This is a genomic window from Mesorhizobium sp. B3-2-1, assembly GCF_006439515.1.
GTDB lineage: Bacteria > Pseudomonadota > Alphaproteobacteria > Rhizobiales > Rhizobiaceae > Mesorhizobium.
In genome coordinates this window covers 48,819-63,413 of record NZ_VFTI01000006.1, presented here as the reverse complement: position 1 = coordinate 63,413, position 14,595 = coordinate 48,819, and the positions used below count along the sequence as shown (strand labels likewise).

The 14,595-nt window shown below is 60.6% G+C and carries 13 protein-coding genes and 2 pseudogenes; 8 read left to right on the top strand and 7 right to left on the bottom strand.

The window, feature by feature from the left end:
* From FJW08_RS08275 to FJW08_RS32350, 7 genes and pseudogenes are all read left to right on the top strand, one after another.
* The gene (locus tag FJW08_RS08275) at positions 1 to 762 is read left to right on the top strand and encodes a TIGR04290 family methyltransferase (RefSeq protein WP_140810104.1); all 762 of its coding nucleotides are present in this window, start codon (positions 1 to 3) and stop codon (positions 760 to 762) included.
* Positions 755 to 1,687 (top strand): beta-xylosidase, encoded by a 933-nt coding sequence (locus FJW08_RS08270; RefSeq protein ID WP_140764678.1) that lies wholly within the window; start codon positions 755 to 757, stop codon positions 1,685 to 1,687. The genes FJW08_RS08275 and FJW08_RS08270 overlap by 8 nt, the downstream gene beginning before the upstream one ends.
* A 159-nt stretch (positions 1,688 to 1,846) precedes the next feature.
* Positions 1,847 to 2,911: a glycosyltransferase family 4 protein gene (locus tag FJW08_RS08265; protein WP_140764675.1), complete on the top strand. Its 1,065-nt coding sequence runs from the start codon at positions 1,847 to 1,849 to the stop codon at positions 2,909 to 2,911.
* Positions 2,908 to 3,900: a GNAT family N-acetyltransferase gene (locus FJW08_RS08260; RefSeq protein ID WP_140810103.1), complete on the top strand. Its 993-nt coding sequence runs from the start codon at positions 2,908 to 2,910 to the stop codon at positions 3,898 to 3,900. The genes FJW08_RS08265 and FJW08_RS08260 overlap by 4 nt, the downstream gene beginning before the upstream one ends.
* A pseudogene (locus FJW08_RS32890) lies at positions 3,806 to 4,678 on the top strand (class I SAM-dependent methyltransferase); the annotation flags it as partial. The gene FJW08_RS08260 and the pseudogene FJW08_RS32890, both read left to right, overlap by 95 nt.
* A gap of 222 nt (positions 4,679 to 4,900) precedes the next feature.
* Positions 4,901 to 5,119: a hypothetical protein gene (locus tag FJW08_RS32355; RefSeq protein WP_027144326.1), complete on the top strand. Its 219-nt coding sequence runs from the start codon at positions 4,901 to 4,903 to the stop codon at positions 5,117 to 5,119.
* A 162-nt stretch (positions 5,120 to 5,281) separates the two neighbouring features.
* Positions 5,282 to 5,458, top strand: coding sequence for a hypothetical protein (locus FJW08_RS32350; protein WP_181182874.1), 177 nt, complete (start codon positions 5,282 to 5,284; stop codon positions 5,456 to 5,458).
* Here FJW08_RS32350 and FJW08_RS08250 read toward each other — a convergent pair whose 3' ends face one another.
* Positions 5,459 to 6,022: a sigma-70 family RNA polymerase sigma factor gene (locus FJW08_RS08250; RefSeq protein WP_140764462.1), complete on the bottom strand. Its 564-nt coding sequence runs from the start codon at positions 6,020 to 6,022 to the stop codon at positions 5,459 to 5,461.
* 394 nt (positions 6,023 to 6,416) lie between these two features.
* Between FJW08_RS08250 and FJW08_RS32885 the strand changes: the two are divergent.
* Positions 6,417 to 6,741, top strand: a pseudogene (locus tag FJW08_RS32885) (pyruvate oxidase); the annotation flags it as partial.
* A gap of 556 nt (positions 6,742 to 7,297) precedes the next feature.
* Here FJW08_RS32885 and FJW08_RS08240 read toward each other — a convergent pair.
* The 6 genes from FJW08_RS08240 to cyoA all read right to left on the bottom strand — a co-directional run bounded on the left by FJW08_RS08240 (position 7,298) and on the right by cyoA (position 14,464).
* Entirely contained in the window at positions 7,298 to 8,518 is a 1,221-nt protein-coding gene (locus FJW08_RS08240) for a cation:proton antiporter (protein WP_140764464.1), read from the bottom strand.
* Between the two features lie 987 nt (positions 8,519 to 9,505).
* Positions 9,506 to 10,237: a DUF4396 domain-containing protein gene (locus FJW08_RS08235; RefSeq protein WP_140764469.1), complete on the bottom strand. Its 732-nt coding sequence runs from the start codon at positions 10,235 to 10,237 to the stop codon at positions 9,506 to 9,508.
* Between the two features lie 109 nt (positions 10,238 to 10,346).
* The gene (cyoD, locus tag FJW08_RS08230; RefSeq protein ID WP_140810101.1) at positions 10,347 to 10,811 is read right to left on the bottom strand and encodes a cytochrome o ubiquinol oxidase subunit IV; all 465 of its coding nucleotides are present in this window, start codon (positions 10,809 to 10,811) and stop codon (positions 10,347 to 10,349) included.
* A complete protein-coding gene (locus FJW08_RS08225) occupies positions 10,808 to 11,515 on the bottom strand; it encodes a cytochrome (ubi)quinol oxidase subunit III (protein ID WP_140810099.1) in 708 nt (235 codons plus the stop codon). Before FJW08_RS08225 ends, cyoD begins: the two co-directional genes overlap by 4 nt.
* Positions 11,512 to 13,515 (bottom strand): cytochrome o ubiquinol oxidase subunit I, encoded by a 2,004-nt coding sequence (cyoB, locus tag FJW08_RS08220; protein ID WP_140764478.1) that lies wholly within the window; start codon positions 13,513 to 13,515, stop codon positions 11,512 to 11,514. The genes FJW08_RS08225 and cyoB overlap by 4 nt, the downstream gene beginning before the upstream one ends.
* Positions 13,505 to 14,464: a ubiquinol oxidase subunit II gene (cyoA, locus tag FJW08_RS08215; RefSeq protein ID WP_224597697.1), complete on the bottom strand. Its 960-nt coding sequence runs from the start codon at positions 14,462 to 14,464 to the stop codon at positions 13,505 to 13,507. Before cyoA ends, cyoB begins: the two co-directional genes overlap by 11 nt.
* Positions 14,465 to 14,595 lie beyond the last annotated feature (131 nt).

The following is a 14,595-nucleotide window of genomic DNA, read 5'->3' as shown; positions in this document are numbered from 1 at the left end:
ATGTTGCATTCCCAAGCCGAAATCCGACGACGCATCGACGCGCTCGGCCCATGGTTCCACAACATGGAACTGGCCGGCGTCGAAACTGCACCCGACCACTTTCTCGGCAATTACCCCCTGATCAAATGGCGCAAATTCGCTGACGCCATACCTGCCGATCTGGCCGGCAAGACCGTGCTGGACATCGGCTGCAATGCCGGCTTCTATTCAATCGAGATGAAACGGCGAGGCGCCGCCCGTGTCCTCGGCATCGATTTCGACGAGGGCTATCTGGCGCAGGCCCGCTTTGCGGCCGAGATCGCGGATTGCGAGATCGAATTCCAGAAGCTATCGGTCTACGACGTTGGTGCCCTGCGCGAGACATTCGACGTCGTGCTGTTCATGGGGGTGCTTTACCATCTGCGCCACCCCTTGCTCGCGCTCGACTTAATCCGCGAGCACGTCGCCGGCGACATGATGATTTTTCAGTCCATGCAACGCGGCAGCGCGGATCTGTTGGAGCTGGAAGAGAATTATCCCTTCTGGATGCATGATCTGTTCGACCGGCCAGAATTTCCCAAGCTGCATTTCGTGGAGCAACGCTACGCGGATGATCCGACCAACTGGTGGATACCCAACCGGGCCTGCACCGAGGCGATGCTGCGCAGCGCGGGTTTCGAGATCGTTCTGCATCCCGAACAGGAGGTCTATTTCTGTCGCGCGGCCGGCGATCCGGCCGGCGGCGGCGCAATTTACCCTTCGAAAGGAAAGCTCCATGATTGAAGCCGCGATGATCTGGAACGAGCCCAACAACAAATCGCACTGGGACCCCGAGCTCGACCCCGATTGGAGCCGCTTTGCCAGGATGGCAATTCTGTCGGCGGATGCGATCGCATCCGAGAACCCGGCCCTGGCAAAGGTGCTTGGCGGCATCTCGCCAATAGACCCCGACTTTATCGCGCACATGAAGGGATTCGGCGTACTGGACCACGTCGACGCCGTTGCGGTACACGGCTTTCCTCTTGACTGGAACTTGTGGCAAATTCAGGAATGGCCGCAGAGGATCGGCGAGATCGCAACCGTCACCGATCTTCCCATCTGGGTCAGCGAAGTCGGCATATCGACCTTCGGGGCCGAGGAAATACAGGTCTGGGGCCTCAAGCGCACCGCCGAATTGCTGCTCGGCAACGCACCACGAATTCAGTGGTATAGCCTCTACGACCTTCCGCGCGAATGGGGGGCAACGACGCGGCATCGCGAAGCGGAGGGCTCCTCCTATTATCGTCATTTCCACATGGGGCTGCTGCGCCAGGACGGTACGCCGAAGCCGGCGATAGAAGAATTCCTGCGCCACACACCTGCAATGGGGCTGGTACAGTGGTTTCATTTCGAGGACCCCCGACTGGACGACGCCGTCGCATGGATGAAGCGGCTCGGCGTCACCAACGTGCGCACGGGGCTTTCCTGGGCCGACAGCTTCAGGCCGAATGCGTTGGACTGGTTCGACCGACAGATGGAAGCCCTCGCCCCTTTCGATGTCACGGTCACCTTCTGCTTCACGCCGGAACATCGTGGAATGATGCCTCACCACACCAGCCCTCCACTGGTGCCCGAGGAATTCGCTGAATTCTGCGCATCGATGGTCCGCCGCTACGCGCCCAGCATGACGTCCGACTCGCTTCCGACGCAGCGGGCCTCGGCGGCGTGAGGCTCTCATGCGATCCGGTCCGCGATCAACGGATGCGCTGACGGAAATCGTGGCCCGCGGTTGCCACGCAATTCGCCGCAATTCACTGCCTTCGAGCTTCGAGGACATGCGGCCGGTCGCAAGCGCCCTCGCCCATCCCTCACAATCGCTCGGCCGGCCATGACGCTTACCGTCCTCAATGTCGCCTATCCCCTCGCGCCTGTGGGACCGGACGCGGTCGGAGGTGCCGAGCAGGTCCTGTCGATGCTCGATCGGGCACTGGTTCACGCGGGTCACCGGTCTGTCGTCGTCGGCTGCCGGGGTTCCAGCGCGAGCGGCACCCTTCTGGAAACACCGGCGGAACGCGGCGTGCTCGACGAAGCGGCAAAGGGCCGCGCGCAGCAGGCTCATCGGACCGCGATCGCCACGGCCCGCGCCACTTGGCCGATCGACGTGGTTCATCTGCATGGCATCGACTTCGACGCCTACCTGCCAGCCGATGGCCCGACGTTGGTGACCCTTCACTTGCCATTGGACTGGTATCCGGCCGAGGCACTGCGCCCGACGCGCGACGACCTGTGGCTCCACGCCGTCTCGGCTGCCCAGCAGAAAACCGCGCCTCCCGGCGCCAGGCTGGCGGCGCCAATTCCGAATGGCGTCGACATAGAGGCGCTCAGTCTGCCGCTAGCTAAGCGCGACTTTGCACTGGTTCTGAGCCGGGTCTGCCCGGAAAAGGGCATTCACCTGGCGCTGGAGGCAGCCAAACGGGCGGGTGTGCCACTGGTTGTCGGCGGCAAGGTCTATCCCTACGAAATGCACACGCGGTACTTTCGCGACGAGGTCCAACCTCGACTCGATGGCCGCCGCCGCTTCCTTGGTCCGATCGGTTTCACCGCCAAGCGACGCTTTCTCAACGCAGCGCGCTGTCTGGTCATCCCGAGCCTTGCCGCCGAAACCAGTTCACTTGTCGCCATGGAGGCACTGGCCTGCGGCACGCCGGTCGTGGCTTTTCCAAATGGCGCGCTTCCCGATGTGATCGAGCATGGCAGGACCGGCTTTCTCGTCAACTCTATCGACGAGATGGCCCAAGCCATCATTGCGGCACCCAGCCTGGACGCCGAGGCATGCCGGACCGAGGCGCGGCGGCGGTTTTCGCTGCAACGAATGATCTCGTCCTACATGGATGCCTATCAAGCACTGGCGCGACTTGGCACCGATGCCGCGCGCCTCGCCACCACACCGTGAGCGAGCCTGTGCTGCGTAGCGAGATCATCGATGATCCGGCGCAATTCGATAGCCTCGCGCCGCACTGGTGGAAACTGTGGGAGCAGAGTTCTTCCGCGACGCCGTTTCAATCTCCCGCCTGGCTGGTGCCATGGTGGCGTACATTCGCGCCGGGCGACCTGGCGACGGTCGCGGTCTGGCACGGAGGCGATCTGTTGGGACTGGCGCCGCTCTATCTCGAGCACGGGGTCGCGGGCTCGAAATTGCTTCCGGTCGGGATTTCGCTCAGCGACTATCTGGACATCCTGTGTGTTCCCGGCACCGAAGCCCTGGTCGCAGCCGCAATTGCTGAAAAGATCCTCTCGGTTGAATGGTCGCAATGGGTCTTGTCGGATTTGCCGCAAGACGCTGCCGGTCTTGCCATGATCCATCCCGACCTGAAGGCCGGGCGGCCAGGCCTTCATGGCGTTTGCCCCGTGCTCGCTATCGCCGGCGACGAAACCCTTGCGGGCTGTGTGCCCTCCCGACGAAGGCGCCAGTTGCGACGGGCGCGACAGGCCGCAGCCAGGCGCGGCCGGACCGCGTTGTCGTCGGCACGCGGCGAACCCCAAACCTTCCTCGATCAGTTGATCCGCCTTCACGACGCGCGCTGGGCCGGACGCGGAGGTGGTGTGTTGGCCGACGTCGCCGTAAAGCAATTCCACAGGCACTCGCTTCCCTTGCTCGACGCTCGTGGCCTTGCCCGGTGCTGGCTGCTCGCAATCGACGGCAGAACCGTCGGCGTCTATTACGGCTTTCATCATCGCGGTCGCGCCTATGCCTATCTCGGGGGCTTCGACCCTGCTTATGCCGAAGAGAGTCCAGGCGCGATCCTGATCGGCCACGCGATCGAGGAGTCGATCCGCGAGGGGGCGCATGAGTTCGATTTCCTGCGCGGTCAGGAAGCCTACAAATATGGCTGGGGCGCCATCGACAGGTGGACGATGCGCAGGGTCTGGACGCGGAATTGATACCATGATCGCGACCGGCCCAAAATCGGCCCAGAGCCGGACAGCGATGAGATCGGCCGTCGAAGACTGCATGAAGGATGGCGTTTGCGCCGAAGCCGTCATCGCCAGGCTGGCGCTTTACCTACAGACGAGGATCGGAGCGGCGGAATTGGCGGAGATCGTGCTGGATCTCATCCCGTCGGTTCCTCAATACGCGGAAAGACTGCAAGAGGTAGCCGGGCTGCTTCGCCGCAAACCAAGCGCATTCGCCTTGTTACGGGCCACGGGCGCGGCCGTTCGGCACGCACGCGACGAGGACGAGACAGATGCCGCTGTCGTCACGCGATTGGCATCGAGCTTCGATGCGGCGGCAGCGATTTCGGGAACAGCAAGCGTCCAACTCGCATCCCTCGGCGATGAGGACAGGCTGTCAGCCACCACCGACGAAATCGCTGCATGGCTCAAAGAGCAGGATTTCACCGGCACCGGCCGGGACGTCCTGGACATTGGTTGCGGCATCGGCCGTTTCGAAGGTGCGCTTTCCAACTCCTTCAACCGGATGGTCGGCATCGACATATCCTCGCGGATGATCTCCATCGCCTCTGAGCGGTGCGCCGCGCTGGGCAATGTCGAGGTGCGGCGAACCTCCGGTCTCGACTTGACCGAATTCGACGACAGCAGTTTCGATTGCGTGCTGGCGGTCGACTGCTTTCCTTATCTCGTTCTGGCCGGCATGGCTGAGCGGCATTTCGAGGAGATTGCACGCGTTCTGAGACAGCCGGGGTGGCTGGCCCTGCTGAACTATTCTTATCGCGGATCGCTTTTTTTGGACCGCGCCGATATCAGTCGTCTGGCCGAAGCTCACCAATTGCGGGTCGTCATCAATGGCGAGAAGCCGTTTCGGTTATGGGATGGCGATGCCTTCCTGCTTGCTCGCGGCGGCGGAACATTACCGCGCACCGCCAGTTCGGACGTCGAACCAGAAGCGCTGAAGAACGTCACCGATCCAAAGGAGAAAGTCATGGCATCCGGCGACAAAAAACATTTCGGCCGCGGCACACAGGGCAAGGGTACCGGCGCCGGCGCGATGACCGACCTGCCCAAGGACAAGGTCGGAGAAAACGCCGTTTTGTCCAATCGCGACAAGAAGCAGCACAGCGAGGAGCGTGGACTGGATGGCAATCGCATCAAGTCCGATCAATATCAGGACCATGCCGCGAACCAGTTGCCGAAGGATTGAACGCCGTCACACCCCATTCTTGGCCCGCGGCGACATAGGGCTAAGGAAATAAATCTGTGCAAGGCTAGCCAGCAACCGTGCCGGCGGCGAACCTCACCTTGTAATGTCGAGCATTCGTCACCACACTACGACCAAGGGACTGCTGTCTATCAAGAGAATATGATGTCTCGTTCGAGCGATGATACGGTGGACCCAGAATTCGGTCTGGCTATGGATCGGGAGATCACTTCTCTCCTATCTGCGATTGAGCAGGAAAGGATACCGGACCGGCTGACCAAACTGGCGATGGAGTTGCAAAACGCGCTGGTCGAGAGACGTAAACGTCACGTGAAGAACTGACTATCTGCGGCTGTCACCGTCGATATCGAGCTGACCGTCCGACAGATGGTTTCGCCTTTCCACCAATGTCTGCAGCGAACTCTCCCCAAGCAATTCGAGAACGTTGGCCCGGGCACGGTTTAGCCGACTTTTGACCGTCCCCACCGCGCAGCCACATATCTCGGCCGTTTCCTCATAGCTCACCCCTAGAACACCGATCAGCATCAGAACCTCGCGTTGGTGTTCGGGTAGCTTTTGAATCGCGCGGTGAACTTCCTTGCCCTGAACGCTCCATTCCTGGGTGGCTTCCGAAGTCGGTTTGGAAGATGCACAGTCGAGCAGGCCTGGCGCTTCCCGGGCAGCGATCTTTATCCGGGTGTAGTAGGTGTTGCGCATGATGGTGAAGAGCCATGACTTCATGCGTGTCCCGGGTTCGAACTTGTCGATATTGGCGAGGCCCTTGGTCAGTGTCTCCTGCACCAGATCGTCGGCATCATCGGGGATACGGCAGAAGGTACGGGCGAAAGCCCGCAGGGCGGGGATCAGCTCAACGATGGAAACTTCATTGGTTTCCTGGTCGCCCAAGAGGTAGCCTCCGGATGACAATGGTCCAGCTCCCAGAAGAAATAGTGTATGAACGCAGCCTGCTAAATGCATGGAACTTTGGTTCGTTCCTCGTGCTGGAGACGACTCTTCAGAAATTCCGCAGGTCGAAATAGCTGTCTTCCAATCAGTGGATATCATCGCGCGGAAGGCGCCTCTTTTGAGTGGGGGTCCTCGCACTCACAAGCGTGTCAACGACGGCTGATCGCCGATGTTTCCTCACATCTGAAGACACTTCATGCCCCCCGAAATGTCCCCCACAACTACAGAAGCCCGCTTGGTGCAGACGCTCCATGACCCTTGCGGTTACGGTTCGGGATGAGCGGGGTTCCCCGGCAAGGCGCCCGGCGGCCGCTTTCCAAGATGTCACGATTTCAATCAGATCGCCTGCGAGCAGATGAGTTTCTGGGCAACCCGCAATTCGGTTGCGAACTGCAGGCGATCGATTTTGCCCAAGCCGCGGAAACGATGGGGGAAGCGGTTTTCGCATCAAGCGGGGCCGATCAGATCGAGACCGTGCTCGACGAGGCCTTCGCAGCCGAAGGTCCTAGCGCTGGTCGGTGCCTATGAACCGCTGATGCCGCCCAGGATGCCTCCCGACTATGCCAAGAACTTCCGCCAGGCTTTGCCACAGACGCCGGCACGAACGCATTGAAGAACATATCGGCCGAGAGCCGTCGAAGTCGATGATGGACGCCTAGATGGTGGCTTCTTGTAGACTGTTGCATGAAGGAAGCCGATGCGCAAACGCCAGTCCGGCAGCCGCCCATGCAACTGCTGGCCGCCACGGGAGGGCGGATGGCGCCTACTTGATCGCCTGTCGGCTCATCCGAGCCTGCTGCAATCGCCGGCTCGGAAGGGCTTCCAAATCGTCGCCAACCGAAGAAGGTCCAGCCTTCGGCAGCGCTCCGAAGCACTGGCTCGTTTGTTGCAGTTCTGCATGTTCGACTTGCCCGGCCGCTGTTAGCGGCGGGGCTGGCTGTTCAAGGGCGGTTGATTGCTCGAGCACCGTCCCGATCGGTTTCGCCAGGCACATATTCGCCCGCATTTGCATCGAAGCGCAATCCCCGCGCGGGGCCAATGCCACAGCCGGGTCAATCGGCCAACGATGGCGCCGCCTCACAGTTCTGTTTTGTGGAGTGACATGCAACATGTGTGAACGGGCCAATGCTGTCCCGGTCCTGGCATCGTCGTTCCAGCCCCGGTCACATCCTATGGCCACATTAGTCACAAATACGAGAACGCCGTCGGGCCTCTTCATCGCCTGCTGCGATCGCTTGTCGCGGAACCCGCGTTTTCGGCGGTCAACCCCATCCATCTGATAAGCCAGGGCATGGTCAAGCCCTGGACGAAAATGGAAAAGGCAACGACCGCAAATGCGGCAACGATTATTTCACCGCGCTCTGCAACGTTTTCAGGAAGTGCGAGCGCCAGGGCCAGGGCGAGCGCGCCGCGCAGCCCACCCCAGACCAAAACGTGCTGGTAACGGGTATCCACCTTCAAGCGCGTGGCGGCAAGCAGGGCACCGAAGGGATAGATGGCCAAGCTCCGACCAAACAGCACGAGCACGACCGCGACTGCCGAGGTGCCTGCGAATATTCCAAGTGGCTGATGAGCTTCATGGCCGCCGATCAAGATGAACACGATCGAATTTGCCAGGAAGGCCGCGTACTCCCAGAATGCCAGAACGTGACTTCTTGCGTTGGCGGAAATAGCGCCTTTCCAACCGACATTGCCCACAATCAGGCCCGCCGTGAGAGTGGCCAGCACGCCGGACATGCCAAGATCCTCCGCAAGCAGGAACGAACCGTAAGCGACGATGGTCGTGAGGGTTATCTCAACAAGATGGTCTTCGGTCCGGCCGGCGATCAGAAGGAGCAGGGCTGCCACTGTCGCGCCGGAGGCAATCCCACCCGCGACCGTCCAGAACAGCGACCCGACAATGCTCAGGGGCGTTGCGTCGGCGCCTGCCAGGATTGCCGCCAGGATGCCGAAGCCAACAGCGGCTGCGCCGTCGTTGAGCAGACTTTCAGATTCGACAAGCAGAGCGAGGCGGGGTTGAACCTTCATCTCCTTGAAGGCCGCGATAACCGACACCGGATCGGTGGCGGCTATCAGCACGCCGAACAGCCCGGCACCGATCCAGGTCCATCCGAGCAGTAGATGCATGCCGCTCGCAACCACCGCAGCGGCTATCGCGACGCCGGGGAACGCGAGCAGAATGGTGACCGGCAGGTTCAGGCGAAAACGACGCCATTCGATCGCGAGTGCCGCCTGGAAGATTAGCGGTGGCAAAAACACTGTGAAAATCAAATCCCGACTGAGGGGGAGTGCGACAACGCCGGGCGTGAAGCCAAGGGCGATACCTGCCGCGACAAGCCCGACGCTGTAAGGAAGCCGCAGCCGTCTGGAAATCATCGCCACCAAAGAAGCGGTAAGCAGGATCATTCCCAGGGTGAGGATTGGAAGATCGTTCATAGCAGCCTCAGATACTATCTGGTCAACCTGGCGAGGCTCCACAACTAGGGAAATGAGCCCCTTTGGAACCGCCGGCGTGAAGAAGTTCGAGCAACTCGAATCGGAGACGTGCCGGCAGCACGCAGGATCTAATTCCGATGCGCTCAAGCCAATCTGGTCGCAGAAACGTCGCCGACCGCCCAGGAGACGCTGACGCTCCGCAAACCTCCGACCAGAGAGCGCTGCCCATGCGTCGCCTGGGCTCATTCTTGCTCGGAACCGGGGATCGAACAGCTCTTTTCAAAACTCAAGCACTGGCTGAGAAAGGCAGCAAGCCGCACCTTCCAAACCGTTTGCGACGCGATCGGCCAAATTCTCAACCGCATCACACCGACAGAATGCTCACACTATTTCGAAAACTCCGGATATGACCGAAACTAATCTCATCCCGCTCATAGCCTGACTGGGACCGGCGTGCGGATCTGGGATCGTGGGACACAGAGGACCGACGAAGATTTGCAGGCGATCGCAACCTATCTGAGGTCACTCCCGGCTACCGCGCTGGAAAGCACTGAGGTTCCAGACCAGGACGTCGTTAGTGCCGGACAGGCAGTCTATGCCGCCCAATGCTCGGCATGCACCAAGCGGGGGCGTCGGCGTGAAAGGACTTTTTCCATCGCTCAAAGGCGACGGCATCGTCCAGTCCGACGGCCGCTTTCTCTCTTGCGCATCATCCTCAACGGCGGGCACGCTGCGTCCACGCCTGAAAGCCCGAACTCACTGGCGATGACGTCATTTGGATCAAACTTTCGGACGGTCGGATTGCGGCAGTCGCCAGCTGCCCGGGGCAGCAAGGCGGCGCGGTGACCTCAGACGAAGTGCGAGACCTGCGCAAGTCGGTCGAGTCTGCCGCGAGTTCCTATCAGGTGTTCTGCATCGACATCCGCGGTCGCGAGGATCGGACCAAGCATCTGGTTGCAGCGGCAGCGGACCATGGCTTGCGCCCGCCTACATTACTTCCTTTACGCCTTTTCTGAGGAGCCACCAATTAACGGGATAACTGGTTGCAAAGCCGCCCAGCATGGCCAGTTGCATCAAAAACCAGAACTCAGGCGTGTTGGCTTCCAGCCGTGTTCCGAAGGCCGGTTCAAAAATCAAAAGCTGCCCGAGGCCCATCAGCCCGTACATGCCAACCTGCCAGGCCGTCAGCGACAGAGCGTCGGCCTTGAGCGCTTGTAGCAATCCCTGCGTCACAGACAGCTGTCGCATCGGCTTGATGGTAAAATATTGGAAAGCTATGCCCAGGACAAAGGCGAAGATGTAGTCCAGGATCCAGATCGAAATCGTTCTTTCAGCAAACAGGCTTTTCCAGCCCAGCCACAACAGGACGGTCGGGAACGCAAGCGCCAGCGTCTCGGCGATGACATCGCCCACGGTGCAGCCGGCTCCGCAATGAAAAGCAGCCTTTGCGATCGCCATCGGCGAAAGAACCGGCTTGTCGGAGCCTGCCCTTCTTGCGCCGCCCGGCCGCTCCCCTCTGGCCTTCGAACCTGACCGGCCGGCATGCAGATAGACGAAAAGAACGAAGCCGGAACCGAAGAGGGCACAGACCGGCCAAACGAGGTTCATGATCCACATCTCTCGCGGATTTCGGAACTCGTCTAGTGCTATCCAGATCGAAGATAGAACGCCGGCCAGCAACGAAAGCAGGGACACCCAATGCAGCCATTCGGGGATCATCAGTTCCTCCTTCACTGTTCTTCGGGTCGAACGTCGATGCGTCCTGTCGTTCTCCGGTTCGCCGCTTGCCATCCAATCGTTTCGCCTCTGCGACGGTGTCTTGCTCTTATCAGCCCGCCGGACGGGCCATGGCCGACGTCAGCCGAAGGCGTACGGCAGAACAAAGGGGTAGTAAGGCAAGCTGTTGCGACTTCATCGGCGCCATGTTCTGGTCGAGATGTCCCATGATCCAGATGGAACCGAGTACTATCAGCGCGACGATCAACACTCCGAAGGCGAGGGCCAGAATGTTGTTTGTGTTGTCTGGTCCGCTCGTCAGATGCAGGAAGAAAACCAGATGCACGCCAATCTGTGCAAGGGCCAGCACGACCAGCGCGGAAATCACCGCGGGCTGGTAGATCAACTCCGTCCTGGCGGCGATGAAGGACCCCACAGTCAACAAGGCCGCGAGGCCATAGCCGAGTAGATATCCCGGCAGTCCAGCCGCGGGCTCGTTGCGCGCGATCGTCTCCTCACCGGGGGCGGTATCGCGGGTGTCCCTGGAGGCGTCGGATGAGACGGTCTCGTCTGTCATTGTGATGCTCCCAGCAGATAAACCAGGCTGAAAATGGCGACCCAGATAATGTCGAGGGCATGCCAGAAAAGGCTGAAGCAGTGGAGCCTGCGTAAGATCTCGACCCGAAAGCCCTTCACCCAAAGCTGGGCCATCATGGTTCCAAGCCACAGGATCCCAAGCCCCACATGGACGCCATGGCAGCCGACCAATGCGAAGAAGGCCGACAGGAACGCACTTCGGGCGGGACCGGCACCCTCCCCGATCATGGTGATGAATTCCTGTCCCTCGAGGAGCAGGAACAACGCGCCAAGCACGCCGGTGACCAGGAGCCACGCCTGTGTGCGGATCATCGAACGTCTTTCGACCGCCAGGGAGGCCAAGCCTGCGGTGAAGGTCGAGGTCAACAGAAGTCCGGTCTGAATGGCAACGCGTGTGAAGTCGAACAGCTGTTTGCCGGTCGGCCCGTTATCGGTTGCATTCGCTAGCACCGCGTACGAAGCGAAAAACGCCGAGAACATAATGATATCGGACAGGAGAAAGATCCAAAATCCGTAGGTGACGGTTACAAATTTCGAGGCGGGACCGCCCTCGCCGTGTCCGGTGGCACCCTGGTGTCGTGAGCGCCCTTCTCCCTGCCCGCTCGAACGGCCCAGCACGTAGGGATCGCGTCTGGCACTTCCAGCGGCGATGTCGCTGGGCATCGTGTCGAAGTGGTCACTCATGTCAGTTGTTCCCTGCGCCGCAGCCTGGCGATTTGCGCGGCCGTGCGATCGCGGTCGATCCGTTCGACCTCCTCGGCCGGGATCACGATCTCGGCCTGGTCGCGCCAGGCGAACACGACAAATGTGGCATAGGCGCCGAGGAACCCGAGGATTGACAGCCACCATATGTGCCAGATGAGTGCGAACCCAATGATCGTCGCGAAGAAGGCTGACACGAAACCCGTCGGGCTGTTCTTGGGCATGTCGATCGGCTCGTACTGCCTGTCCGTCTTTGGATCTTGGCCTTCGATCGCGTGTTGTTTCATGCTCCAATAGGGCTCCTGGTTTTCAACATGCGGCTGGTGCGCAAAGTTGAATGGAGGCGGAGGCGACGGTGTGGACCACTCCAGCGAGCGCCCGTCCCAAGGGTCGCCCGTGTCGTCGCGAAGCTGGTCACGGTCCCTGATCGACAGTAAGAGCTGAGCGATCTGGCACGCCGCTCCAACAAGCATCACCGCGACACCGGCCGCCGCGATGACGATCCACGGTACCCAGGCGTCCACCTCGATATGCTGCAACCGGCGCGTCATGCCCTGCAGACCCACCACGTAAAGCGGTGCGAAGACGAGGATGAAGCCGAGCAGCGTGAACCAGAAAGCCGCCTTGCCCCAGCCCTCGTGAAGGCGAAAGCCGAACGCCTTTGGAAACCAGAAGGTGAAGCCGGCGAACGCGCCGAAGAGAACGCCTGAGATAATCACGTTGTGGAAATGCGCCACCAGGAAGAGCGAGTTGTGAAGGACAAAGTCGGCTGGCGGGACGGCAAGCAGAACGCCGGTCATTCCGCCGATGGTGAATGTGGTGACGAAGCCAAGCGCCCAAAGCATTGGGGTGTCGAAGCGGATCTTCCCGCCATACATGGTGAAGAGCCAGTTGTAGATCTTCACCCCCGTCCCGACAGCGATCACCGAGGTGGCGATGCCGAAGGCCGTATTTACATTTGCGCCCGCGCCCATGGTGAAGAAGTGGTGCAGCCAGACCATGAAAGACACGAGACAGATGAACATCGTCGCCGTCACCATCGAGCGGTAGCCGAACAGCGGCTTCGACGAAAACGTGGAGAAGATTTCGGAGAACACACCGAAGGCGGGAAGCACCAGGATATACACTTCCGGGTGGCCCCAGGCCCAGATGAGATTGACGAACATCATCTGGTTCCCACCGGCTTCGTTGGTGAAGAAATGAAAGCCGAGGTAACGGTCGAGCGTCAGCATCGCCAGCGTTGCGGCAAGGATCGGGAAGGCAGCCACGATCAGGAGATTGGCGGCCAGCGATGTCCAGCAGAACATTGGCATGCGCAGATAGCCCATGCCCGGGGCACGCATTTTCAAGATGGTGGTAACCAGGTTCACGCCGGTCAAAAGGGTCCCGACGCCGGATATTTGGATCGCCCACAGATAGTAGTCCACACCGACCCCGGGCGAATATGCGAGCTCGGAAAGTGGCGCATAGGGCAGCCAGCCGGTACGCGCGAACTCGCCGACGACCAGGGACATGTTGACCAGGAGGGCGCCCGTCGCCGTCAGCCAGAAACTGACCGAGTTGAGGGTGGGGAAGGCCACATCACGTATTCCCAGTTGCAGCGGCACAACGAAGTTCATCAGTCCGATCATGAACGGCATCGAGGCGAAGAAGATCATGATGGTCCCGTGGGCCGAGAATATCTGATTGAAGTGCTCGGGCGGCAGGTAACCGGGTCCGTGAATCGCAAACAGCTGCTGAGTACGCATCATGATTGCGTCAACGAAGCCACGCAGCAACATCAGCATGGCAAGCACGATGTACATGACACCGATGCGCTTGTGATCGACCGACGTTATCCAGTCATGCCACAAATAAGGCCAGTATCCCTTAAGCGAGATCCAGCCCAGCACGGCGAGGCCGGCAATAAACACGATCAACGCCGCTCCAAGTGGGATCGGCTGGTCAAACGGAATGGCCGACCAGTCGAGCTTACCGAGCATCGTTCGCCTCCTCTCGTTCCTGCGGTGTTGGGCTTGCCGAACCGGTGGGCGACGGCGCTGCCTTGGGCCTGATGGCCGGCTCGCCGCCGGACTGGTTCTTGGCCCGACCGGGGCCCGGGGGCAGCGCCTGGCGCACGATGGCATCAAACAAGCCTTGTTGTGCATGACCAAACACGGACGCCGGCACTTCGGAGCCTTGTTGCGCCAGCTTGCGGTAGAGGTCCGCGTTCAAGACGCCGGTATCAGCCTTCAGGCCGGACAGGAACGCGCCATATTCCCGCGCGGGAACCGCATGCACCAGGAAATGCATGTCCGAGAAGCCGTCGCCGCTGAAATGCGCCGACTGCCCATAGTAGGTGCCCACATGGTCTGCCTGCAGGTGCAGCTCCGTCCGCATGCCATTCATGACGTAGATCATGCTGCCGAGCTGGGGTATGAAGAACGCGTTCATGACGCTGGCGGAAGTCAATGTGAAATGCACGGGCACACCAGCCGGGATGACCAGATTGTTGACGGTGGCGACTTGCTGGTCGGGATAGATGAAGAGCCATTTCCAGTCGAGCGCCACGACCTGGACGTTGAGCTGCGGCTTATCGGAGGCTATCGGCGTGCGCGGATCGAGGTGCTGTGATCCGTAGTAGATAAGCCCCCCCAGGAAGAGGATCGTCAAGGTTGGAATACCCCAGACGATCAGCTCTATGCGACCGGAGTAGACAAACTCGGGATCGTAGCGGGCTTGGCTGTTCGAGGCTCGGTATTTCCAGGCGAAAAAAAGCAAAGCAACCAATGTCGGGATCACGATTACCAGCATGATGGCCAGGGAGTTGAGCAGGATCTTGGCGTTGCCGGCCGCGATTGGTCCCTGCGGGTCCAACACCCCTCCCGAACACCCGGTCAAAATCGCCGACATGCCCAACAAGGTGGGGACGGCTCGCGAGATGCGCGCCATGGCGGCTTGGTGGCAATCGCACGTTTCCCAGGCGCGTCCTTCGACCTCGCCCCTGCGCGCCCTGCACAGCGCCATCCCTGCGCTTTGGCGGTTCCCAGCTCTCATTCGAACCAACCCTTCACGGCCTCCCG